This is a genomic window from Agrobacterium sp. V1, assembly GCF_030518355.1.
In the GTDB taxonomy this organism is placed as follows: domain Bacteria; phylum Pseudomonadota; class Alphaproteobacteria; order Rhizobiales; family Rhizobiaceae; genus Agrobacterium; species Agrobacterium cucumeris.
Genome location: NZ_JAULSF010000003.1, coordinates 1 through 22,380, shown reverse-complemented (window position 1 = coordinate 22,380; position 22,380 = coordinate 1). Strand labels below are relative to the sequence as shown.

The 22,380-nt window shown below is 59.6% G+C and carries 20 protein-coding genes; 3 read left to right on the top strand and 17 right to left on the bottom strand.

All coding sequences use genetic code 11. The features are described from left to right. Positions 1-2: 2 nt before the first annotated feature. The 4 genes from QSV77_RS23670 to QSV77_RS23655 all read right to left on the bottom strand — a co-directional run bounded on the left by QSV77_RS23670 (position 3) and on the right by QSV77_RS23655 (position 4,917). Positions 3-1,256: an LVIVD repeat-containing protein gene (locus tag QSV77_RS23670; RefSeq protein WP_302735320.1), complete on the bottom strand. Its 1,254-nt coding sequence runs from the start codon at positions 1,254-1,256 to the stop codon at positions 3-5. A 68-nt stretch (positions 1,257-1,324) separates the two neighbouring features. Continuing rightward, entirely contained in the window at positions 1,325-2,368 is a 1,044-nt protein-coding gene (locus QSV77_RS23665; RefSeq protein WP_302735319.1) for a substrate-binding domain-containing protein, read from the bottom strand. Between the two features lie 33 nt (positions 2,369-2,401). Further along, positions 2,402-3,436: an ABC transporter permease gene (locus tag QSV77_RS23660; RefSeq protein ID WP_302735318.1), complete on the bottom strand. Its 1,035-nt coding sequence runs from the start codon at positions 3,434-3,436 to the stop codon at positions 2,402-2,404. Further along, positions 3,436-4,917, bottom strand: coding sequence for a sugar ABC transporter ATP-binding protein (locus QSV77_RS23655; RefSeq protein WP_302735317.1), 1,482 nt, complete (start codon positions 4,915-4,917; stop codon positions 3,436-3,438). Before QSV77_RS23655 ends, QSV77_RS23660 begins: the two co-directional genes overlap by 1 nt. A 367-nt stretch (positions 4,918-5,284) precedes the next feature. On the opposite strand from QSV77_RS23655, the gene QSV77_RS23650 reads away from it, so the two are divergent. Next, entirely contained in the window at positions 5,285-6,331 is a 1,047-nt protein-coding gene (locus QSV77_RS23650; protein ID WP_302735316.1) for a substrate-binding domain-containing protein, read from the top strand. Positions 6,332-6,466: 135 nt separating this feature from the next. Here QSV77_RS23650 and QSV77_RS23645 read toward each other — a convergent pair whose 3' ends face one another. Further along, a complete protein-coding gene (locus tag QSV77_RS23645) occupies positions 6,467-6,787 on the bottom strand; it encodes a ferredoxin family protein (RefSeq protein ID WP_302735315.1) in 321 nt (106 codons plus the stop codon). Continuing rightward, positions 6,787-8,403: an FAD-binding protein gene (locus QSV77_RS23640; protein WP_302735314.1), complete on the bottom strand. Its 1,617-nt coding sequence runs from the start codon at positions 8,401-8,403 to the stop codon at positions 6,787-6,789. Before QSV77_RS23640 ends, QSV77_RS23645 begins: the two co-directional genes overlap by 1 nt. 89 nt (positions 8,404-8,492) lie before the next feature. Between QSV77_RS23640 and QSV77_RS23635 the strand changes: the two genes are divergently transcribed. Beyond that, on the top strand, positions 8,493-9,299 hold the full coding sequence (locus tag QSV77_RS23635) for a phosphate/phosphite/phosphonate ABC transporter substrate-binding protein (protein WP_302735313.1): 807 nt from the start codon (positions 8,493-8,495) through the stop codon (positions 9,297-9,299). On the opposite strand, the gene QSV77_RS23630 is transcribed toward QSV77_RS23635, so the two are convergent. From QSV77_RS23630 to QSV77_RS23610, 5 genes are read right to left on the bottom strand one after another with little or no spacing between them, the layout of a single operon-like run. Next, the gene (locus QSV77_RS23630) at positions 9,281-10,255 is read right to left on the bottom strand and encodes an oligopeptide/dipeptide ABC transporter ATP-binding protein (RefSeq protein ID WP_302735312.1); all 975 of its coding nucleotides are present in this window, start codon (positions 10,253-10,255) and stop codon (positions 9,281-9,283) included. The two genes, QSV77_RS23635 and QSV77_RS23630, sit on opposite strands and share 19 nt — an antisense overlap. Then, on the bottom strand, positions 10,252-11,229 hold the full coding sequence (locus QSV77_RS23625) for an ABC transporter ATP-binding protein (protein WP_302735311.1): 978 nt from the start codon (positions 11,227-11,229) through the stop codon (positions 10,252-10,254). Before QSV77_RS23625 ends, QSV77_RS23630 begins: the two co-directional genes overlap by 4 nt. Then, positions 11,226-12,059 carry an ABC transporter permease gene (locus QSV77_RS23620; RefSeq protein WP_302735310.1) on the bottom strand — a complete coding sequence of 278 codons (834 nt, stop codon included), beginning with the start codon at positions 12,057-12,059 and terminating at the stop codon, positions 11,226-11,228. Before QSV77_RS23620 ends, QSV77_RS23625 begins: the two co-directional genes overlap by 4 nt. Further along, the gene (locus QSV77_RS23615) at positions 12,056-13,036 is read right to left on the bottom strand and encodes an ABC transporter permease (RefSeq protein ID WP_302735309.1); all 981 of its coding nucleotides are present in this window, start codon (positions 13,034-13,036) and stop codon (positions 12,056-12,058) included. The genes QSV77_RS23620 and QSV77_RS23615 overlap by 4 nt, the downstream gene beginning before the upstream one ends. Positions 13,037-13,078: 42 nt before the next feature. Then, a complete protein-coding gene (locus tag QSV77_RS23610) occupies positions 13,079-14,641 on the bottom strand; it encodes an ABC transporter substrate-binding protein (protein ID WP_302735308.1) in 1,563 nt (520 codons plus the stop codon). Between the two features lie 237 nt (positions 14,642-14,878). Here QSV77_RS23610 and QSV77_RS23605 point away from each other — a divergent pair, with 237 nt between their 5' ends. Further along, the gene (locus QSV77_RS23605) at positions 14,879-15,850 is read left to right on the top strand and encodes a fatty acid desaturase (protein ID WP_137454616.1); all 972 of its coding nucleotides are present in this window, start codon (positions 14,879-14,881) and stop codon (positions 15,848-15,850) included. 122 nt (positions 15,851-15,972) lie between these two features. Here the strand turns inward: QSV77_RS23605 and QSV77_RS23600 are convergent, their stop codons facing one another. The 6 genes from QSV77_RS23600 to QSV77_RS23575 all read right to left on the bottom strand — a co-directional run. Next, positions 15,973-17,019 carry an isopenicillin N synthase family oxygenase gene (locus QSV77_RS23600; protein WP_137454617.1) on the bottom strand — a complete coding sequence of 349 codons (1,047 nt, stop codon included), beginning with the start codon at positions 17,017-17,019 and terminating at the stop codon, positions 15,973-15,975. 35 nt (positions 17,020-17,054) lie between these two features. Next, positions 17,055-17,243 (bottom strand): hypothetical protein, encoded by a 189-nt coding sequence (locus QSV77_RS23595; protein ID WP_302735307.1) that lies wholly within the window; start codon positions 17,241-17,243, stop codon positions 17,055-17,057. A 314-nt stretch (positions 17,244-17,557) separates the two neighbouring features. Next, complete coding sequence (locus QSV77_RS23590) at positions 17,558-18,640, bottom strand: amino acid ABC transporter permease (RefSeq protein ID WP_302735306.1); 1,083 nt, start codon at positions 18,638-18,640, stop codon at positions 17,558-17,560. Further along, positions 18,637-19,821: an amino acid ABC transporter permease gene (locus QSV77_RS23585; protein WP_302735305.1), complete on the bottom strand. Its 1,185-nt coding sequence runs from the start codon at positions 19,819-19,821 to the stop codon at positions 18,637-18,639. The genes QSV77_RS23590 and QSV77_RS23585 overlap by 4 nt, the downstream gene beginning before the upstream one ends. 19 nt (positions 19,822-19,840) lie before the next feature. Further along, the gene (locus tag QSV77_RS23580) at positions 19,841-20,872 is read right to left on the bottom strand and encodes an amino acid ABC transporter substrate-binding protein (RefSeq protein WP_302735304.1); all 1,032 of its coding nucleotides are present in this window, start codon (positions 20,870-20,872) and stop codon (positions 19,841-19,843) included. A 269-nt stretch (positions 20,873-21,141) separates the two neighbouring features. Beyond that, positions 21,142-22,380, bottom strand: a 1,239-nt coding sequence (locus QSV77_RS23575; protein WP_302735303.1) for an ROK family transcriptional regulator, incomplete at its 5' end; no start/stop codon positions are given.

Genomic DNA, 22,380 nt, shown 5'->3' with positions numbered 1-22,380 from the left:
TCTCAACCGCCATATTCGATGATTTCCAGCCCGGCATTGTAGTCGGTCGCGTAGATCAGGCCGTTGGCGTCAACAAAGACATCGGCCGACTGGATGACCTTCGGCCGGCCCGGACGCCGGTCCGTCATCGTTGTCGGTCCCGCCGGAACGAGGGCGCCGGTTTCAACGGGGCGATAGGGATCGGAAATATCGAAGGCACGGATGCCGGCATTCTGCCAAGTGGCAAAGATCAGCGTTTCCGACACGAAGGAACCGGGCCGGTTTTCATGCAGGTTATGCGGGCCAAAATGCCCGCCCTTCTTGGCGTAGTCGATCTCGTTTGGGATCGGGAATGTCGAGATGCTGACCGGATTTTCCGGCGCGCGGATGTCGAAAATCCAGGTGTGCTTGCGCCCGTCTTCCTCATTATCAAGCACCGCCTCGTCGGCGACGACCAGGAGGTCGCGGCCGGGCAAGGGCAGGGGAGAATGGGTGCCGCCGCCATAGGGCGGCGACCAGTTGCGGTGGGTGATGAGTTTTGGCGCTGAATGATCGCTGACGTCGAGCAAGGTCAGGCCGCCATCGCGCCAGCAGGCATAGGCGGTGTCGCCGTGCACCAGCGCATGATGCAGGGCATAACGTTTTCCTTCACCCCAACCGGGCTTTTCACCCTCTGCCAGGTTCATGCCCGGCAACCACCAGCGGCCCAGCAACTGCGGTCTTGTTGGATCGGTAAGATCGATGGTGACGAAGATGTAATCGGAAAAGCCGTCCAGCAGGGCGGAAGCATAGGCGTAACGTCCGCCGACATACCACAGGCGATGGAAGCCGATGCCCTCGACATCCAGCTGGCCGATTTTTTTCGGCTGATCGGGGGTGGAAATGTCGAACACGGTCATGCCTGCAGTCCAGACCCGTTGCCGTTTTTCTGCGGCAACTGTCTCACCGACCGATTTGGTGTAATAGGCCTTTTCGTCGGTGAAGGATTCAACATCCGCAAAGAGGTCCAGCGCATTGATGACCAGCAGCAGGTCGTCATGCGTCTGGAGATGAATGTTCCAGGTGTTGGCCGGGGCCTGCATATAATTGACGGTTTTGGGATGTTTCGCGTCCCGCACGTCGATGATCGAAAACCCTTGCGACCACGGATGCGCCACATAGGCATAACCGCGATGGACCATTAGTTGCAGCCCGTCACCGCGCCCGCCGATATCGCTGTGGCCGATGAGTTTCATGTTGCGGGAGAAGTCGGGCGTGGGAAGGTCTGGGGCAGTCATGGGACTTACTCTTCTGTGCAAATGGAAAAGCGCCGCCTTTTATGGGCGGCGCGTCTTGATGACGGCGATCAATGCTTGACGGCAGGAATCCACGTAGCGGTCGCGGCGTCACTCTTCAGAAAGGCGGGGAATTTCTTCTGCAAATCCTCGATGGTGCCGATCTCGTTCTTAACCAGATCGTCACGGGTGATGAGGGTCGGCTGTAACAGGACCGACCGACCGGGGAACTGCCCGGCGATCGAAAGCGAGACGGCGCGGACCGACACTTCGCCGACGACGGCGGCGTTTGTTGCGGCGGTGGCGACCCAGGCGCTGTCTGGCTCGGTGATGAGCTGGATGTCGGCGGTCGAAATATCGACACCATAAATCTTCACCTGCTGTGAAAGGCCGAGTTCGTCGATGGCGAGCTTTGCGCCCTTGGCGAATTCATCCCAAGGGGTGAAGATGACGGAAATATCCGGATTGGCGCGCAGCACGGCTTTCGTCTGGTCGGCAACGGAGGCCGGAACGGTGTCATTGACGACGCCCCAGACGGCTTTTTCCTTCAGATTGTGTTTGGCGGTGAAGTCTTTCCACACGGCGTAACGCCGGTCGAGCGGCGCGAAGCCGGCGACATAGACCGCCCCGCCGACAAAGCCGTCGCCCTTGTCCTTCACGGCCTGGTCCAGCACCAACCTCGCCATGTCCTTGTCGCTCTGCTCGATCTGCGGGATTTGCGGGTTTTCGAGGTCCACGTCATAGGCAACGACCTTGATGCCGTTGTCGAGCGCCTTTTGCGCCACGTCCTTCAGCACTTCCGGACGGCCGTTATTGATGATGATGCCATCGACGCCGAGATTGATCGCCTGTTCGACGAGGTTCCGCTGCGTGTCGTTGTCGTTGCGGGCCTGGGAGACGGTGAGCTTGACGCCGAGCGTGTCGGCCTGTCGCTTCACGCCGGCCTCGAACGCCTGCAACCAGTCGCCGCTGCCGAGGAAGCTGATGACGGCGATGTTGACCGTCTTCTTGTCGAATGGGGCCGGTGCGCCCTCGATGCCGGCGGAAAAGGCGCTGGTGGAGAGCAGCGTGAGGGAAATGACGGCCGCAGCCATTTTCTTGATGGTCTTGAACATGGTTTTCACTTTTTTGGAGAGAGATTTAGAAGGTCAGTTTTTCGCGCGGGCAACGCCATAGGTCAGCGCCAGTGCGCCCACCAGAACCGCGCCCTTGATGAAGTCCTGCGTATAATAGGGCGCATTCAGCATGGTGAGGCCGTTGAGCAGCACGCCAACGAAGACGGCGCCGACGAGGGTGCCGAGCACGTTGGGGCGGCGCAGCGCCAGAACCGCAAAGCCGATCAGCGCGGCCGCAACCGAATCCATCAGCAGCGATGCGCCGGAGGAAACATCGCCACGGCCGACGCGGGCTGCAACGATGATGCCGCCCAGCGCTGCAAGCGTGCCTGACAGCACGTAGGCGAAGGTCTTGATGCGGTCGACATTGGCGCCTGCAAGCCGCGCGGCGGTTTCATTGCCGCCGGTGGCGTAGATCAGGCGGCCAAGTCTCGTCTTTTCGGTCAGGATGAACAGCACAACGGCGACGATGACCATCAGCACGACGGGAAGGGGAATGAAGCCGAACAGGCTGGAACGTCCGATGGTCAGAAAAGCGGGGTCGTATTTGCCTGATGCCGTCGAGCCGTCGGGCAGGATGAGGCCGACCGAGATGGAGCGGCCCGCTGTCGGGATAAGCTGAAGGCCGGTCAGCAAAAACATGGTGGCGAGTGTGGCCAAGAGATCCGGCACCTTGAGTTTGACGATGAGAAACGCATTGGCAAGCCCGACAAACGCACCGAAGGTCAGTACCAGCGGCACCGTCTGCCACACGTTCAAACCGAGCACGATCATCGCATAACTTGCAGCCATGACGCTGGATGCGGCGACGGCCCCGACCGACAGGTCGAAACCGTTGATCGCAAGCGTGATGCTGACGCCCGCGCCGATGATGGCGACGACGGAGACGGCCTGCAGGATGCTCATGAGATTGTTGATGTTGATGAAGGCGGGCTGTGCGAGTGAAAAGCCGAAGACCATTGCCGCTAGCAAGAGAAAAACCGCCCCGCGTCTTATCGCGTTTCGCAGGTTTTCCCATGTTGCCGTCTGTTTTGATTGTTCCGAAATGTCTCGGGTGCCGTCGACCATCAGGCGGGTTCCTTGTGAAGATGCGGCGTTCCGGCATCGTTGGTTTGTTCAAGAAGGGTGTGGCCGTCCATGACCAGAACCCGGTCGGCCACTTCATAAGCCTCCTCGGGGTCTGAGGTGGCGATGAGGGTGGCGCGCCCCGAATGGCGGCGGATGGCGGCGATGATATCCTGCCGCGCGCCGACATCGACGCCCTGGAACGGCTCATCCAGCAACAGCAATCGGCTGGGTTCGGCCTCCCACCGGCCGATGACGACCTTTTGCTGGTTGCCACCGGAGAGCGACCAGACGGAGGCATCCGCCGATTGCGCCTTGATTGACAGGCGCTGGATCGCTTTCTGCCCTTCCTCTTTTTCCCGGTTGGATAAGAGGAAGCCGGAGGGATACCATCGTTTCAGGTGCGGCAGGCTGATCGTGGCGGCGATGCTTTCACCGGGCCAGTCGGCATGGATGAAGGAAGACCGGTGGCGATCCTCGGCGGCCATTGCCACGCCGGCGGAGATGGCTTCGGCCGGACTGCCCGGTGCGTGGGTCTTTCCGTCGAGAATTGTTTCGCCATCCGCAAAGGTGCCGAGGCCGAACAGCGCAGATAAAAGACGGCTTTTGCCCGCGCCGAGAGCGCCGGTAATGGCGACGACTTCTCCTTCGCGGACGGAAAGGGAAAAAGGGCTGCTTTCTTTCAGCAGGCGCGCGTTTTCAAGCCGCAGAACTGTCTTGCCGAAATCGGTTCGCCGGTCTGGTCGCGCGGCGTCCAGCGAGCGGCCAATCATTGTTTCTATCGCCGCGTTGAAATCCACCGGCCGGGTAAAGCTGCCGGCATTGCGCCCGCCGCGCAGGATTTCGACCCGGTCCGCGAGCGCTTCGAGGTCGGCGGTCCGGTGTGAAATATAAAGCACGCCAATGTCGCGCGCCTTCAGGGAATGGACGAGATCATAAAGACGAGCCGATTCCCGGGCGGAAAGGCTGGCTGTCGGTTCATCCATAATGATCAACCGGGCTTTGTTGGCGAGCGCGCGGGCAATGGCCACCTGTTGACGATCGGCCGCGCTCAGCGTTTCGAAATCCCGGTCGAGCGGCAGATCGAAGCCGGTTTCGGCAAGTATCGCCGCCGCCTGCCGGCGGACTGATTTTTTTGACAGAAAGAAGGGATGACGACCATCGACGAAATGGTTGAGCAGCAGCGCATCCGCCACCGTCAGGCCAGGAATGCCAACAACATCCGTCGATTGATGCACTGTCACGATGCCCTGCGAGGCCGCATCTGCCGGGCTTTGTGGCGAAAACGGCTTACCTTGCCATATCATCATTCCGGCATCGGGCCGATAAAGCCCGGATAGGATTTTGACGAGTGTGGATTTTCCAGCGCCATTCGCACCCATCAGCGCAACGACTTCACCCGCCTCGATCGTAAGGTGCGCATCGTTGAGGGCTTTGGTGGAGCCGAAGGCATGGGAGATGTTTTGAACGTCGAGAATGGGCATGTCTGGAAGGTCCATCGTGTAACAATTCATTTTCGTAATACTTTTGCGATGGCAAACAAGAATGGCCCTTCTATTGTGTCGCCAAGGGTTGGAATAAATTTCCCCGGCCCCGCGCGGTCGCTGCAAGGTTTTGAAATCAAACATGTTTAAGCGATGCGGATCGGTGGAATTCCGCTCTTCGGGAAAGCGTCATGGGACGGCCCCGGCTTTTCTGGCGTGAGCAAAACCTGCCGTTACGCGCGCTTTAGAGACAAAAGAAAACTCGTTTCTCCGATCAAAATAGCAATATTAAACCCATAAAAACGATAGATTATATGCTCATAATTTGATGGTTCTGCGGCCGCTATCAAATTGGAGAAATGTCCCGATGTCGTTCAAACCCGGTTATATCGCCCTTGCGCTTTTGCCTTCGCTTCTGGCCGCCGGGGTGGCGAGCGCGGAAGGATTGAAAGGCGCGCCTGATCCCTTCGACAAGGGTGGCGTCAAAATCGCTCTGATCAGCTATATTTCCGCCGGCGATTTCTTCCAGGCCTATCAGTCCGGCGCCGAAGCACAGGCTAGGGCGCTGGGCGCCGATCTGCGGATATTCCCCGGCAGACAGGATGCGGCGCAGCAGCGCGAGCAGATCCTGCAGGCGATCAATCTCGACGTTCAGGCCATCATCATCGATCATGGCCAGCCGGAATCGCTAACGGATGTGGTTCAGCAGGCGCTGGACAAGGGCATCAAGGTCGTTGCTTTCGATGTGAACCTCAACAATCCGAAGATCCCACAGGTCGAACAGTCGGATCATCGCCTCGCCGAGCTGGCGCTTGATCAGGCGCTGAAGGACAATGGTACGAAGTTTGAGGCCGGTTATGCCTATGTGGCGGGCTTCGCGCCGCTCGACCGCCGCAACGAAGTATGGGAGAAGGTAAAGGCCGCCAACAAGGGCATTGTCGAGAAAGCCCGTTTCGGAACGGTCAGCGATACGACCGCAGCGGCGACGGCGGATCAGGCCAAGGCCGTTCTGCGCGCCAATCCGGAAATTTCGGTGATTTTCGCACCCTATGACGAATTTGCCCGCGGCGTGAAACTGGCGACGGCCGATCTCGGCACTAGCGATAAAATCAAGATTTATTCCGCCGATATTTCTACGGCCGATATTCAGGAAATCGTTGAGCCGGGCAGCCCCTGGGTCGCAACTGCGGCGACCAACCCGGCTGTCGTGGGGGCAGTGTCGGTGCGCGCCGCCGCACTCGAAATCGCTGGTGAGAACGTGCCGAGAAACATCGTTGTCGATCCGGTTCTTGTTACGCAGGAGCAGTTACGGTCGGCAGACGTGAAAACCATCGAAGACCTTGCGAAGAAAATTCCCGCCTTCTCGACTAGCACAGCCGCCACAGCGAGCTGGATACCAGCCGCAGCCTTTTAAACTGCCTGGAAACACGGATATCGGAACCGGCCCGTCCCGGCCCGGCCCGCCTCGCCGTGCCGGTTTCATTTCTGGATATGCCATGAGAGAGCGCCGTCCGCTATCGGCCGAGACGACGCCGTGAGTACGTCGAGGTCATTGCGGAAGTCGGAAGTGATCATCGATGTGGCGGCGTTGACGCGTGTCCTTGTGCCAGCCGATGGCCTTTCTGTAACTGCCGAAGAGATTACTCGCCCGCACGCTGTCCAGTGTCAGGCCGTGTACGGCCTCAGCATCCGGATCGACGTAAAGCGCATCCACCGGGCAATAGGCCTCGCACATGAAACATGTCTGGCAGGAATCCTGCCGCAGTATGACGGGCGGGCCTTCCGGCATCGCCTCGAAGACATTGGTGGGGCATATCTGAACACAGAGATTGCAGTCTGTGCAGGCGTCTTTATCCAGAACCTCGATCATTATTCCGCCGCCTCCTTGTAAATGCCGGGATCAACGGTTTCCCGCCGGATGGCGATTGCATCGAGGCCGCTGAGAATGAGCCGGTGATGCTGGGCGGGATCCTGCTTCGGAAAATCGTCGCGCCGGTGCATGCCGCGCGTTTCCGTGCGTGCCAGAGCGGCGTGATACATGAAGCGCGCGGTAGCGATCATCGCCTGCGCCTGATGCAGCGACAGTATCTGGCTTTCGTCGGTCACCGTAGCAGCGGCGGTCTCTATCCATAGGGCGTCAAGCCGCGTCAATGCTGCTGAAAGGCCGGAATGCGTGCGGAAATAATTGATTTCGAGGGGAAAGACCTCGTCCTGTACTGCCTTGATGATTGCTGCGGGGTCGACAGTCTCCCGGTACGCTGTGGTTTTCGTGATCGGTTGCGGAAGATCGCTCCCCGATAGCGCCACCTTTTCGCGGGCGAAGGCCGCGGCCGAGGCGCCGGCGAAGGCGCCGGTGGAAATTGCCCAGGCTGCATTGTGGCTGCCGCCGCCGGTGAAACCACCACAGATTGGCTCGCGGGTGGCATTGTCGCCAGCGGCATAAAGGCCGGCAACCGTTGTTGCGCAGTCGAGCCCGGTCAGCCGCAGTCCACCGGTGCCGCGCACCGTTCCTTCCAGCCGAAGCTTGACTTCAAAGAACGCGGTGAAGGGATCAATGCCGCGACGATCGAACGGCACGAAGAAATTTGGCTGGGCACGTCGCAGGATAGCCTTCACTTCGTCGGTTTCGGCAAGGTCGAGCCGGGCATAGACGGGTTGCGAAAGCAGGGTGCGGGCGATGATCGAGCGACCCCTGGCGGAGCCTGCGCCTTCTATCAGGCTGTGGTCCTTGTGATAAAACTGCGCGAAACGGTAGAGGGCTGTTTTTGTGATCGAGGCGAACGCGGGTGAAATCGCATAGGCCGAGGAGAATTCCATGCCGGAAAGTTCTGCACCCGCCTCGGCGCCCATCAAGTAGCCATCTCCTGTCAGGACATCGCAGCCGAGCGCCTTGCTCATGAAGGCACAGCCGCCCGTTGCAAGCACCACCGCTCCGGCGGCGATACGCCACTGTCCGCCCTGTTGCCGCCGCAGGCCGGTTGCGCCAACGACCCGCGCATCCGCCGTCAGTAGGCCCGTTGCGGGGTGGTGATCGAGAATGGTGACGCCGGCGTTTTTCACCCGGCGACGCAAAAGCCGCATATATTCCGGTCCCTGAACGGAGATGCGCTGTTGTTCGCCTTTGTCGTCACGGGGGAAGGGGTAACCCCAGTCGGCCAGCCGGTTGACGCTTTCGAAAGTCTTGTCGAGGACCGGCACCATCCATGATCGTTCGGAAAGATAACCGCCCATCGCCTCGCGACTTGCCATGGCGGCTTCCCGCGCGTCCTCATCCGGCGGGACATACCATATCTGTGTACCAGCCGAGGCGGTTGCGCCGGAACTGCCGCAATAGCCTTTGTCCACCAGAACAACCCTTGCTCCCGCACCGGCGGCTTCCATCGCCGCCCAGCAGCCGGCCGGGCCGCCGCCGATGACAAGCACGTCGCATGCGATATCGGTTGCGGCTGAGGGCGACGAATGTGCCTCTTCCAAAGGCAGGCTCATGGCAGGTTTCCTTTCCACGAAGAAATCGCATTGCGCTTTAAATCTATGTATTGCATAGGTTTTTGAGTCGCTTCTCCGGAGTTCCGCCCATGTCGCTCGCCAGCCTTGCCATGTATGCCAGCCCTTCGCCGGTCAAGGAGGCAACGACGCTGTTCTGGGCGGCGCTGGGCAAGCGTCTTCGTGCCGGTGGCATTGATGCGCCGGAGGCTCTGGATGATAAAATCCGCTATGATGAGGCTTGGTTGCGGCCGGATCTGCTGTTCGGCCAAACCTGCGGCTATCCCTATGTGCGACACCTGCGTGGCAAGGTACAATTGGTGGCAACCCCGGTCTATAATCTGCCCGGCTGCGACGGCCCGCTCAAATGCAGCTTCATCATCGTCAATGCGGCGTCGCCGGCGCAGTCGATCGAAGAGCTGCGGGGCGCCCGGGCTGCCATCAACGAGCCGGGCAGTAATTCCGGCTATAACCTCTTCCGTGCTTTCGTGGCGCCACATGCCAGGGACGGGCGGTTTTTTTCTTCCGTGCAGGAAACCGGCGGTCATCTGGCAAGTATCGATGCGGTTTCCAGCGGAAAGGCCGATATTGCTTCCATAGACTGTGTCACCTTCGGCAGTACCCTGCGTTTCGATCCGAAACGGGTTGCAGGGGTGCGCATCCTTGCCGAAACTGCCAGGGGACCGGGCTTGCCCTTCATCACGGGCGCTGCGACGCCGGCAAGGGAGCTGGTGACCCTGCGGCGGGCGGTGGCGGAGACCATTGCCGATCCCGAACTTGCGGGCGTGTGCGATACGCTCTCCCTGCGCGGCATCAGCCTGCTCGGGGATGCCGACTATGAGGTGCTGGCTGAGCTCGACCGGGATGCTGCGCGTCATGGTTACCCCGTTATCGCCTGAGGCAGGTTTTCTGCTTCCGCGGTGAGCGGAAAGTGACAGGCGATGCTGCGGCCGGATGAGCCGGCGGAGAGAAGCAGTGGAACATCGGTTGAACAGCGTGGACGTGCCAGCGGACAGCGTTTGTGAAAACGGCAGCCGGAGGGCGGGTTGCCCGGGCTTGGCAATTCTCCGGAAAGCACGATGCGAGCACGCTGGCGGCTGGGATCAAGCGTGAGATTGGCGGAGAGCAGCGCCTGCGTATAGGGGTGCGCGGGACTACGGAACAGCTCGGATGTCGGCCCGCTCTCGACGATCTGGCCAAGATACATCACCGCGACGCGATCGGTAACGCGGCCGACCACATTGAGATTGTGGGAGATGAGCAGATAGCTGAGCTTCAGACGATCGCGAAGCACGCGCAGGAGATTGAGCAATTCGCCCTGAACGGAGATATCGAGGCCAGCCGTCGGTTCATCGGCAACGATGATCGAGGGTTCGGCGGCAAGCGCCCGCACGAGCGCAACGCGCCGGGCCTGCCCGCCGCTCAGCTGATGCGGATAGCGTGAAAGAAGTTGCTCGCCAAGGCCGATGCTTTCCGCCAGCGCAGCTATCCGCGCCCAGCTTTCGGCCGAATGCACTTTGCGGATTTTAAGTGGTTCGGCCAAAAGCGCGCGCACCTTCATGCGGGGAGAAAGCGAGGCGGCGGGGTCCTGGAATAGCAGCTGAATGCGGCGCTGCAGATCGTTACGTCGGGTCGCCGTCACTTTGGCGAGCGTTTCTCCCGCGATGGAAAGCGTGCCGGCGGCAAGCGGCTGAAGTCCGACGATGGCCCGGGCGAGGGACGATTTGCCGCACCCGCTTTCTCCGACAAGGCCGAGGGTTTCGCCGGAAAACAGATCCAGTGACACGCCATCGACGGCGGTCAGTCGATCATAGCGGATCACCGCGTTCTTCAGGGAAAGGGCAGGGGTATTCATCGTGCCGCCTCCAGCCAGCAGAAGAAGCGCTGTCCGGTCTTTGCCTGCCGACGCGGCGGTTTTTCGCTACAGCGGTCATGGCGGGAGGGACATCGCTCGGCAAAGATGCAGCCTTGCGGTCGATTGGCTGGATCGGGAACGGTGCCGGGAATAGTGGCAAGATCCTGCTGGCGGTCGAACGCGGCGTAAGGGTCTATCTCGCAGTTGAGCAAGGCGCGGGTATAGGGATGGTGCGGATGATGCAGGACGTCCGTTACCTTGCCGTTTTCCACCACCGTTCCCGCATACATCACGATGACGCTGTCACAGAGTTCGGCAATCAGCCCCATGCTGTGACTGACGACCAGCATGGAAGCGACAGTTCGCTGTCGCAGCCGATGCAGCATCTCCACCACCTGCGCTTCCACAGTGGCATCGAGCGCGGTCGTCGGTTCGTCGGCAATCAACAATTTCGGCTCGACCAGAAGCGCCATGGCGCTCACGACACGTTGCCGCATACCGCCTGAAAATTCGTGCGGATATCGATGCATGCGCTGCGCCGCATCCTGCAAACCGACATCGGAGAGCACCGCTTCGGCCCGTGCCCAGAGCGCCCGACGGCTTTCCTTCGGGAACCGCCGGCGCTGGATGTCGACGAGCTGGGTGCCGATCGTGAACATCGGGTTCAGCGCGGTCATGGGGTCCTGAAACACCATCGCTATATCGGTGCCGCGCAGCTTTGCTGTTTCCGCTGATGTCAGGTTCGTCCCGCGTCCGTCGAAAGCCGCACGGTTCACAGAAATTTCCGCATTATCGGCAAGCAGGCCGAGCAGGGTGAAGGCGACCGTCGACTTGCCGCTGCCGCTTTCCCCGACGAGGCCGACGGACTGGCCGCGGCCAATGGTGATATCGACGCCGTCGATAATATGCGCTTTCTGCCCGGCGCCCCTGTAAGACACGTTGAGATTTTCGATGAGGACGAGAGCGTCTGTCACAGGCTTTTCCTCAGTTTCGGGTCAAGCGTGTCACGCAGGGCTTCACCGAGAAGCGCAAAACCGAGTGTTGCGAGGATCAACGCCAGACCGGAAAAGGTGGCGAGCCATACCGACTGGTCGAGATAGGTGTAGCCGTCATTGAGCAGGTTGCCCCAGCTTGAAAGCGGCGGGCGCACGCCGAGACCGAGAAAGCTCAACCCCGCCTCGATGGTGATGACGACAGGGATATCCATGCATGCCAGCACGAAAATCGGGCCAATGATGTTGGGCGTGACATGATGCAGGACAACCCGCCACGTTTCCGCACCGAGAACCCTTTCCGCCTCGATGAAAGGGCTGTTGCGGATCGCGATCGTCTGGGCGCGGGCGACCCGGCCGAAATGCGGGATGAAGACGATGCTGACAAGCAAGACGACATTGCCGAGACCAGGGCCGAAGACCGCGACGAGCGCGAGAGCGAGGATGATGCTTGGAAACGACGTCACGACATCGAAGATACCGACGATGAAGAGATCAACGACGCGTGAGGAGAGGGCGGCCGCCACACCAAGTGCGACACCCGTTGTCAAAGAAATGGCGATGACGGAAAGAGAAATGCCGAGTGCGACCCGTGCGCCGTAGATAAGTCGGCTTAATATGTCGCGCCCGAGATGATCGGTTCCCAGAAGATGTTGCAGTGACGGGTCCATGAACCGGCTGGACGGCGCGATTGCGTTCGGCCCATAGGGCGCGATCAACGGCGCAGCGATTGCCACCAGACAGAGCAGCGTGACCGCAAAGAGAGCGAAGGGGCCGCCGGGCCGGCGGGAAAGGTCATGGAGGACGGTCATTGCTGTTGCCTTCCGGACAAGAGCCGGCCACGCTCGCGCGGATCGAGCAGGCTCTGGGAAAGGTCTGCAATGAGATTGGTCAGGACATAAAGCAGGACGATGACAAAGACGCCGCCCTGAACCACCGGATAGTTACGCGTGCGGATGGCGTCATAGATCAATGAGCCGAGACCGGGACGGTTGAAAATGACTTCGGCAAAGACCGCTCCGCCAAGAAGTTCTCCAAAACCCATGCCAAGCACCGCGACAGTGGGCAATATCGCCGGTTTGAGGGCATATTTCACTAGGATTTTTGTCTCGCTGACACCATAGGCCCGCAGCGTGCGGATCTGGTTTTCACCCAGCACTTCCAGCAAGGAGGCGCGCAGCAGCCGGGCAATGTAACCGATCCAGCCGGCGGCCAGTGCCACCGTCGGCAGGGCGAGATGCCAGAGCTGGTCGCCGATATCGCCGCTCTCTCCGGCGCCCAGCACCGGAAACCAGCGCAGCTTCACCGAAAACATCATCAGGAGGAACACCGAGACGACAAAGCTCGGGGTCGAGATGAAGCCGACACTCAGAAAGGCCACGAGCCGGTCCCTCCTGCCGCCCGGCCAGCGCGCGGAGATGAGGGCTAGCGGCACGCCGAGCGTGATCGCACAGAGCATGGCTGAAACGGCCAGCGCCACCGTATTTGGCAACGCTGACGCAACAAGGTTAAAGACCGGCCGGCCATTAAAGACATCTTCGCCGAGATCGCCGGAAACAAGCCGACTGAAAAACCTGAACACCTGCTCGATCAGCGGCTTGTCGAGATCGATGCGGGCATTGAGTGCGGCTACCGCCTCAGGCGTTGCGCGTGAACCGAGAATTACCGTTGCGGGGTCGCCGGGTATCAGCCGCGTGAGCGCCATCAATAAGATAACGGAGCCGGCCACGGCGAGAAGCGCCGTAACCAGCTTGAAGGCAAGATGAATGTGCAGGGATGCGCTCCTCATCGCAGCGCATCCCGGTCTGTCATTGAGAAAACACGCACCGGATCAGGCCGTCGCTTCCGTAAAACCCGTATAGAGCCAGTTGTTGCCATTCGGGAGAACACCGGGCTTCAGCCATTTGCGCGAGGCAAAAGCATTCAGATTGTGCGTGATCCAGATGAACGCTGCGGATTCGTCGAGCAGTTTCTGGGCTTCGATGTATATCTTTTCACGCTCGGCGGGATCGACCGTGACACCCCCCTTTTCGTGCAGCGCATCGTAATCAGCGTTCTTCCAGCGCTGCCAGTTCCATTGGCCGACCTGCGCCGAGGTGAACCACTGTGTCTGGAAGCCGGGGTCAAACTTTCCGTTGAATTTGACGAGCGACAGCTCGAGATCCTTGCTGGCGTCGTTTTTGCCAAGCGCCCAGTAGGCAGCGGATTCCAGCGCCTCGATCTCCACCTCGATGCCGACCTCGGAAAGGTTGGCCTGAATGATCTGGGCAATGGCCTCATAACGTGCCGTCGCTTCGATGGTGAGCTTGGTCTTGAAACCGTTCGCGTGGCCCGCTTCGGCGAGCAACGTCTGCGCCTTTTCCAGATCCCGTGCATAGACGGGCGCTTCTTTCCAGTATCCGAGCAGGCTTGGCGCAAGCAGCGAATTGGCGCGCGGATAGATGCCGGAATAGGCACCCTCAAGGATCGCGTCGATGTCTACAGCATAACGGATCGCCTGGCGGACGCGGATGTCGTTAAAAGGAGCCTTCTCGATATTCGGCCCGAACCAGACATAGTCGATGGCCGGAATCTCTGTAACGCTCGCATCCGGAAGCTTGGCCAGGGCCTTTCCATTTTCGGGATCGATCGCGGTGAAGTCGATCTCGCCGGACTGGAAGGCAATTTCCGAGGTCTTCTGTTCTCCGATCGGTCTGCCGATGATCTGCTGGAAATGCGGCTTGATCGGTCCCTTGTAGTTGGGGTTGATTTCCAGCGTGAAATGCTCGCGCGGAACCCATTCCTTGAGAACATAAGGGCCGCTGCCGATCAGTTTCGTGGCAATATCCTTGCCCAGTGCTTCGAACGCCTTTTTCGAAATGATCCGGCCAGACCCATCGGCGAGTGCGATCGTATAGAGCGCCGGTGCCGGCTGCTTCAGGATGATGCGGCCTTCGAGCGGGCCGGTGACCTCGACGCGATCAAGGGCCGACCAGTCCTTGGCATAGGTAACGGGCTTGCCTTCGGCATCGGGCTTGAGGAAACGCTCGAAGGAGAATTTCACGTCTTCGGCGGCCAGTTCGCCATAACCGTCGGTAAAGGTGAGGCCACTGCGCAGTTTGAAACGGATTTCGGTGTCGCTCACCTGTTCCAGTTCTTCGGCGGCATCGAGTTCCCAGTCCGTCGAGCCCGGCTTGAAGGAGATCAGGCCCTGCTGCACCGACCAGAGGACGTTGAGATCGATCGGGCCTGAACGATTGGCAGGATCGAGGTTGGAAAGGTCTTTCTCGACGCGGACGACGATCCTGGTGCGGTCGGTATTGGCAAAAGCGGCATGAATGCCGCCAAGAGCGGCAAGACCCACAATGGAGGCGCCGCCGACGAGCACCTGCCGGCGTGTGGTGTTGAATGTCACGTAATTTCCCTCCGCGTACGGAGCACCTCCCCGCACGATGCGGGTAGCGCTCAGCAATTCGATGGAGGGATTAAAGCCAATAACCTACAAATTTTATAGAATAAATATTTTCCGTAGAACCCTGTTGCAAAACCATTTTTCCCTTTTTGGCGTCGCGGCTGCAAAGCCGTGCGGCGCGGTCGCCAGCGCTCGGCCTTATAGTGGGGCGCGAAACCTGTCTCAGCCGGAACCTGCTTCATGTCCCGCCTTCCATCTCCTGATCTCTTCTCCTCGCCCTCGTCTCTGGCCATTGCCCGCATCGAATGGCAGACGGTGGTTCTGGCGGTGGTCATCTATGGCGGCTTTTTGGGGGTAACATGGTTCTGGCAAGCTTTGCCGGTTCTCGTCGTGATTGCCATTGGCGGATGGCTGGTCGCCTGGCATGGGTCACTCCAGCACGAGGTCATTCATGGTCATCCGACGCGCTATCGCACCATCAACGATGCAATCGGCTGGCCGCCTTTATCCCTGTGGTTGCCCTATGCAATTTACCGGGAAGGGCACCTGACTCACCATCGCGACGAACACCTGACCGACCCGATCGAAGATCCGGAATCCTCCTATTTCACCCAAGCGGCCTGGGAGAAAATGGGAGTGATCGGCCGATATCTGGCGCTTTGGAACACCACCCTGCTGGGACGGCTGACCCTTGGCCCGCTGGTCATGATCGTTAATTTCCTGGCGCAGGAGGCGTCTCTTGTCTTCAGGGGCGACAGGACACGGGCAGCGCTTTGGGCGCGACATGCGGTCGGTGTTGCGGGTGTTCTGATCTGGGTGGTGGGAATTTGCGGAATGCCGCTCTGGCTCTATCTCTTGGGTTTCGTTTATGTGGGCGCGGCGCTCAGCAGGTTGCGGTCCTATGCGGAGCACCGTTATGCTGACCATCAGGATGAGCGCACCGCGATCGTCGAGAACAGCCCGCTGTTCGGGCTGCTGTTTCTCTATAACAATCTGCATGTGCTGCATCACAAATTGCCTGCCGTCCCCTGGTATAGTATCCCGGTGCTCTACCGTCGCCATCGAACCGCTCTCGTTACGATCAATGGCGGTCTGGTCTATAACGGCTATCTCGATGTTGCCCGCCGCTTCTTCCTGAAGCCCCATGACGATCCCCGTCATCCTCGCCATCTTGACGCATTGTCCGTGGATGCCGCGACGAAGGATGTTTGATTCGTAACGGGTAAGAGGAAAGACCACCTTACTCCCGGCAGGCGGCATCGAAATCAATGCGCCCCATTTGAGCCTGTCGCCAGGGATTAAGCGAGCCGAAGTGGTCTCCGACATCAACCGGACTAAGCGGTTTTGTGTTCCGGCGGCAGAAGATCGGCGTGGTGCGCGAGCGCGACGTCGGGATGCGAGCGCAAACGGCTCTTCAGGTGGTTCTGCCCAACCTCCCGGAAAATCGGGTTCAGGGGATCAACGGTGATGCCCCGTTCGGAGCGCTTCAGTTCGTCCGGCAAGTCGATGACCGGTATGGTCGCGTCATAGCGGGAGCCGAGGAAAAAGGCGACGGAGAAGCGCTCCACACCCGCTGGCGGCGCCACGACGTCATGCACATCTGCGCGGACGAAGCCGTTGGTGGCGAGTTCCAGCAATTCACCGGTATTGATGATAAAGGTTCCGGGCACTGGCGGAGCGTCGATCCAGTCCCCTGTCTCGGTGCGAACCCGTAGTCCCGGTGTCTTGTCCTGTAGAAGCACGGTGACAAAACCACCATCCTTGTGAGCGCCGACACCCTGATCGGTTTCTGCGACATCCCGACCGGGGTAGCGGATGATTTTGAGTAGCTGCGTCGGCTGTGGCTCGTAAATCTCGGCAAAGACATTTTCCGGCTGCCCGAGAGCGGCGGCAATCGCCTTGAGGAGATCGATGCCGACCCGCGTCACCTCCGCCTGATATCGCAGCAGCAACGGTTTGAGTTCGGGCAAAGCCTCCGGCCATTGATTGGGTCCAAACAGCCGCTTCCATGACGGCGAGTCCGGACCGATCTTTGCCGGTTCGCCTTCGGTATTGATATCGAGCTGTTCACGCCAGTCCTGTTCGCCCCGCGTGCGTTCCTGACCGGCCCGGTTATAGCCACGGAAATGCGGTGATTTCACCATCTCGATCTTGAGCTTTTCCTCCAGCGGCAGAGCGAAAAAACGTTTCGAGGTCGACAGGACATCTTCAATCAGCCGGGGATCGACACCGTGGCCGGTGAGATAGAAAAAGCCATGGTCATGGAGCACGTTGCGCAGGTCGCTGACAAATTCACTGCGTTCTTCCGGCGAATGAAAACGCGAAAGGTCGAGTGTCGGCAGCAAAGCCGCGTTTTCGATGAGGGCGGTTTGAAATACCATGTCCAGTTTCCGGCTTTTGGATGGTTTCTTATTACTCACGCGGCCAATATCTGCTCGCCGTGCAGATGCGCCCGGATGGCCGACTTCAGCTCCGCGACGCTGGAAAACTGCCGGTTGTCCAGATCGATGACGTGGAATTTGACCGCGATGAATCGCAGCTTGTTGTTGTTCGGGATAGCAATGCCGACGGGCAGTCCCTGATATTCGATCGTTTGTCTTTGCATTTCGCTCCTCTGCCAATCTGGGCTTTGTGGGTTTGTTCGGTACGGACCGTCTTTCGACGGCGCCCGCATTCGGGGCAGAGAGAGGCGACAACAGGGTCTGGAGCGACGGATATGACTTGACGTCGATGCAGGCGAAGCGGATGCAAAGGCCATTTCCGAAGTTCCTTTTTACGATTATTTTCTACAAAAAATATATACTACATTGAGCAATGGAACCACCGATTTTGACGCCAGATCGGAAGAAAAATCTATGCTTCCCCATAATGGCGGGTATACGTAGATAATTATCTTAGAAATGCCCGGCTGGGGAATTGTCATTCCCCTGGGGTTGGTCTGTTTCGCAGCAGGCGCTCCAGCCATAGGCTGTACCGGGACGCGCCAAAGCAGATCGCGAAATAGACAAGGGCCACAAGCAGATAGGCTTCGTTGTAAAAGCCGAGCCAGCCCGGATCTGTTGCGGCTGCGCGGGCGGCGTTCAGCAGGTCAAAAACGCCGATAACCGCGAGCAGGGATGTTGCCAGCAGGAAACCGATTGCCAAATTGACCATGCCGGGAATGACGATCCGCAATGCCTGGGGCAGAACGACGAGATGCATTGTCCGCCAGTACCCGATACCCAGCGCAGTGGCAGCCTCCTGCTGGCCGGATGGTATCGCCTGCAGGCCGGCACGCACGACTTCCGCCATATAGGCCGCCCAGAAAAGAGTGATCATGATCATCGCCCGGATCATCTTGTCGAACTGTGCTTCCGGCAGCGCCATGGGCAGGATCAGCATGGCGACATAGAGGATCGCGACCATGGGCGTGCCGCGCATCACCTCGATGTAGACGATCGAAAGGGTACGCAGTCCGCCAAGGCCCGAACGACGGGCGAGTGCCAGAAGGATCGCAATCGGTGTCGCGGCCGCAAAGCAGATGGTCCAGACAAACAGCGTCACCGGCAGCCCGCCCCATTGGTTGGACGGAACTGAAGAGCCGCCCGGACCACCGGTCAAGAGCATCCAGCAAACCAGAGCCGCAACCGGCCAGACGAGCAGCAGTTCCCTGCGCCAGAAACGCGGGAGTGCGCTGGTGACGAGCAACGCCATGAGGATCAGAATGACGAGTGCCGGACGCCATTGCAGGTCCGGCGGGTAGAAAGCGAACAGGATGAAACGCAGCTTGGCGGCAATGAAGGCCCAGCAGGCGCCCTCGCGCGCCGCACAGTCCGCGGAGGTTCCGCTCCATGTTGCGTCAAGCAGGGCCCACCGGAACAAGGGCGGCAGCAGCCAGGTCAGTCCTGCCAGTGTCAGAAGAGTGATCGCGCTGTTGGAAAGCGTGCCGAAGAGCCCGCTTCGCAGCTTGCCGAGAGGCCCATGAAGCCGATTGGCGGAGATGTTTCCGGCATGCTTTGTCATCGTGCCGTTCCCTTCAGCGCAACCCTCTTGTTGTATTGGTTCATGAGGGCAGAAACGACCAGATTGATGCCGAGGTAGGTGCCGATGAGGATCATGAGGGCCTCCAGCGACTGACCGGTCGTATTGGCGGTTGTGTTGACGATGCTGACGAGATCCGGGTAGCCGATTGCGACCGCCAGGCTGGAATCCTTCGTCAGATCGAGGTAGCTCGACGTGGCGAGCGGAGTGATGACGCGCAGCGCTTGCGGAAGCACGATCAGCCGCATGATCTGTCCATTGTGCAGGCCGAGCGCGCGGGCGGCCTCCCACTGGCCTCGATTGACTGACTGGATGCCAGCCCGGACGATCTCCGCAATTGCGGCGGAGAACTTTACGATCAGACCGGTTAAAAGCGCGGCAAATTCCGGTGTCAAATTATACCCGCCCCGGAGGTTGAAGCCCGCCAATACGGGCGTTTCAAACGTGAGCTTTGCTCCTGATGCTGCGAATGCGGTGGTCGCGGTTGCGAGAATGGCAATTGTGGCAATAGCGACGGTTCGCCCGTTCAGCCGTTTCAAATGGGACAGCAAGACGAGCACAAGGCCAAGGGCAAAGACGATAAGGGTCACAAACACTGGTCCGGTGACCGGAAGGCCATCCAGGGAGACGGTTGGCATATAGACGCCACGATTGGTCAGATAGACTGATCCGAGCAAGGCGCCTGCCTGGCGCGGTGCCGGAAATGCCTTGGCGAGCGAAATCCAGAAGAAAAGTTGCAGCAGGAGCGGCGTATTGCGGATCAACTCCACATAACATCGCACAAGGGAGGCGAGAAGCAGGTTTCCTGCCAGGCCTGCGACGCCCACGGTTACTCCGAGAATAGTCGCGAAAATGCAGCCGATCAGCGAGACTTTCAGCGTGTTGAGCAGTCCTGCGAGCATGGCGCGAAGATATGGATCACCGGCCGCGAAAGTGATCGGACTTTCGCCGATTTCGAAGTTGGCCGAACGCCAGAGAAAATCAAAGCCCGGTGAGACGCCGATGCGTGCCATCGTCGTCGTGACATTGATCCCGAGATAAACGAGCAATGAGACAAATGATGTGATGACTGCCAGTTGAGCGATGGGGCGATGGCCCCACCACATGAGGAACCGACGATGGATGCCGGGCCTGCGGGGGCCCGGCGTTGCGATTGAGGACATCTTTAGAAACTCGGCCGTCTCAACGGAAGGGGGGCGAATAAAGCAGGCCGCCATCGGTCCAGAGGCGATTGTAGCCGCGCTCCCAGCCGAGCGGCTTCAGATGCCGGTCGAAGATTTCACCGTAGTTGCCGACCGTCTTGATGATGTTGTAGGCCCATTTCGGATCAAGGCCGATGGCCTCGCCAAGGGAGGGATCAACGCCGAGGAAGCGCTGGATCGCCGGGTCAGGAGACTTCAGAAACTCATCGACGTTCTTGGAGGTAATACCCCATTCTTCCGCCTGGATGGTGGCGTTGACGGTCCAGTTCACGATTTCCAACCAGCGGTCGTCACCGCCAGCAATGGCGGGTGCCAGCGGCTCCTTAGACAGCCGCTCTGGCAGGACAATATAATCGTCGGGTTTCTTCAACTGGGTGCGCTTGCCGACAAGATCGGAGGAATCCTGTGTGATGGCGTCGACCCGTCCGGACTCCAGCGCTGCGATAAACTGCCCGGTATCTTCGATCGTGACCGGCGTGAATTTCTTGCCGGTCTTGCGGAAGAAGTCGGCAACGTTGAGTTCGCCGGTCGTGCCGCTCTGGGCACCGATGGTGGCGCCGTCCAGATCAGCGGCCTTGGTGACGCCAAGATCCTTACGGACGAGAATGCCCTGACCGTCATAGAAAATCGTCGGACCAAAATGGAAGCCGAGCTTGAAGGCGCGGGTAACGGTTACTGTGACACCGGAAAGTAGGACATCAAACTCACCGCTCTGCAGCGCAGGCAGGCGCTGCTGGGGAGAAGAATTGGTGAATTCGACCTTGTCCGGGTTGCCGAAGACGGCGATGGAAAGCGCGCGGCCGTAATCGATGAAGAAGCCTTGCCAGCGGCCGTTGCTGTCCGGGGAGAAAAAGCCCGGCGTCGTGCCCACCCCGACCTTGATCGTGCCGCGCTGATTGATCTTGTCGAGTGTTGGGCCGGCATGGGCTGTGCCGGAGAGTGCCGCGGACGCGAGCAGCGTCGCGGCGATGGCCGATCTGACGAAGCCGCCGATAAATCCCTGAGATGACATCTAAAAATGCTCCTGATGAAATGATCAGGTTTACCGCTCACCGATTGATCCCCCGGTGGTCGGAACCTAGTAGTATAGTAATTTTATGTAATATATAAACGAGGGATCGATTGCCCGAAATGTAAGCTTTTAGAAAAGGCAATTGCTTATTTTTCGCATTGTCGGCACGGCGGTTCTCCAAGAAGAAAGGAGAGGCTGTCTGGCCTTCCTCTTCCATGGAACGAGGATCCGCCCCAAAGCAGGGCGAGATCTTGCACACTTCTGGGGCACTAGCGCGCTGGGCGCGCGCTATGACGTAACATCACCATTTCGACATTCTGTGCCTTCATCTGCTCCTCAACCACAAGAATGGCGGCGCCCATGATGCCTGCGTCCGGGTCGGGGGGCGAGATCACCAGTTCCAGCTCCCTCGTCGCCAGGGGAAGCGAGCGCTTGTAGACCAGCTCGCGTATGCCTGCCAGAAGGTGGTCGTTGGCGATGGCCAGTGTCCCGCCGATCACGATCATCTGCGGGTTCAGGATGCTGACGAGGCTTGTCATGACCTCGCCGAGAATGCGGCCGGATTCCCTGACGAGGTGAATGGCAAGCGGCTGTCCAAGTTCGACCAGCCGGGTCACGTCACGGGCGGTGTGCGCCTCGATCCCCTCTTTGCGCAACTCGCGTGCGATTGCCCAGCCGGCGGCGCGCGCTTCGACGCAGCCGATCTTGCCGCAGCGGCAGAGCGGTGCGGGTTCACGCGCGAACTGGATATGGCCAATATCGCCCGCCGCACCTTGCGCACCGCGATAAAGGCGGCCTTCCGTAATGATGCCGCTGCCGATGCCCGTTCCGACCTTGACGAACACCATTTCGCTCACATTCGTCCGCCGCTGCCGATGGTCGCTCAACGCCAGAAGGTTCACGTCGTTTTCGGCGTAGACGGGAACACCGAATCTTTCTTCAAGATGTTGCCTGATTTCGAAATTGTCCCAGCCGACCATCACGGAAGGACCTACGACCCGGCCGTTGGCGTAATCGACAGGGGCAGGCAGGCCAATGCCGATGCCCAGCACATTGGCGGTTGTTTTGCCAATCTTCGATAAAAGCGCCTCGAACTGCTCTTCGATCCAGTTGAGAACCACAGCGGGGCCGCGCAGAATATCGAATGTTTCCCAGATTTCCGTCAGGATTCGCGGCTGCAGGTCGGTGACGGCGACGCGGATATGCTGCTCGCCGATATCGGCGGAGAGGACGACAGCAAAGTCGCGGTTCAGATCAAGGGCGCGTGTAGGGCGTCCGCCGCTCGGAAGCGTTTCCTCTGTCTCGCGGATCAACCCCGCATCGATCAGGCTCGCGAGCTTCTGGTGTACGGTCGCCCGCGAAAGGCCGGAAAGTTCGGTCAGGGCGCTGCGCGAACGGGCGCGACCCGATCCGACAAGCGACAAGAGGGCTGCGCTTGCCTTGATCGCGTTGAGATCGCCTTGCCATGCGCGAGCTGTCGACCCTTGTCCGGAGGTTGTGCTTGCCAT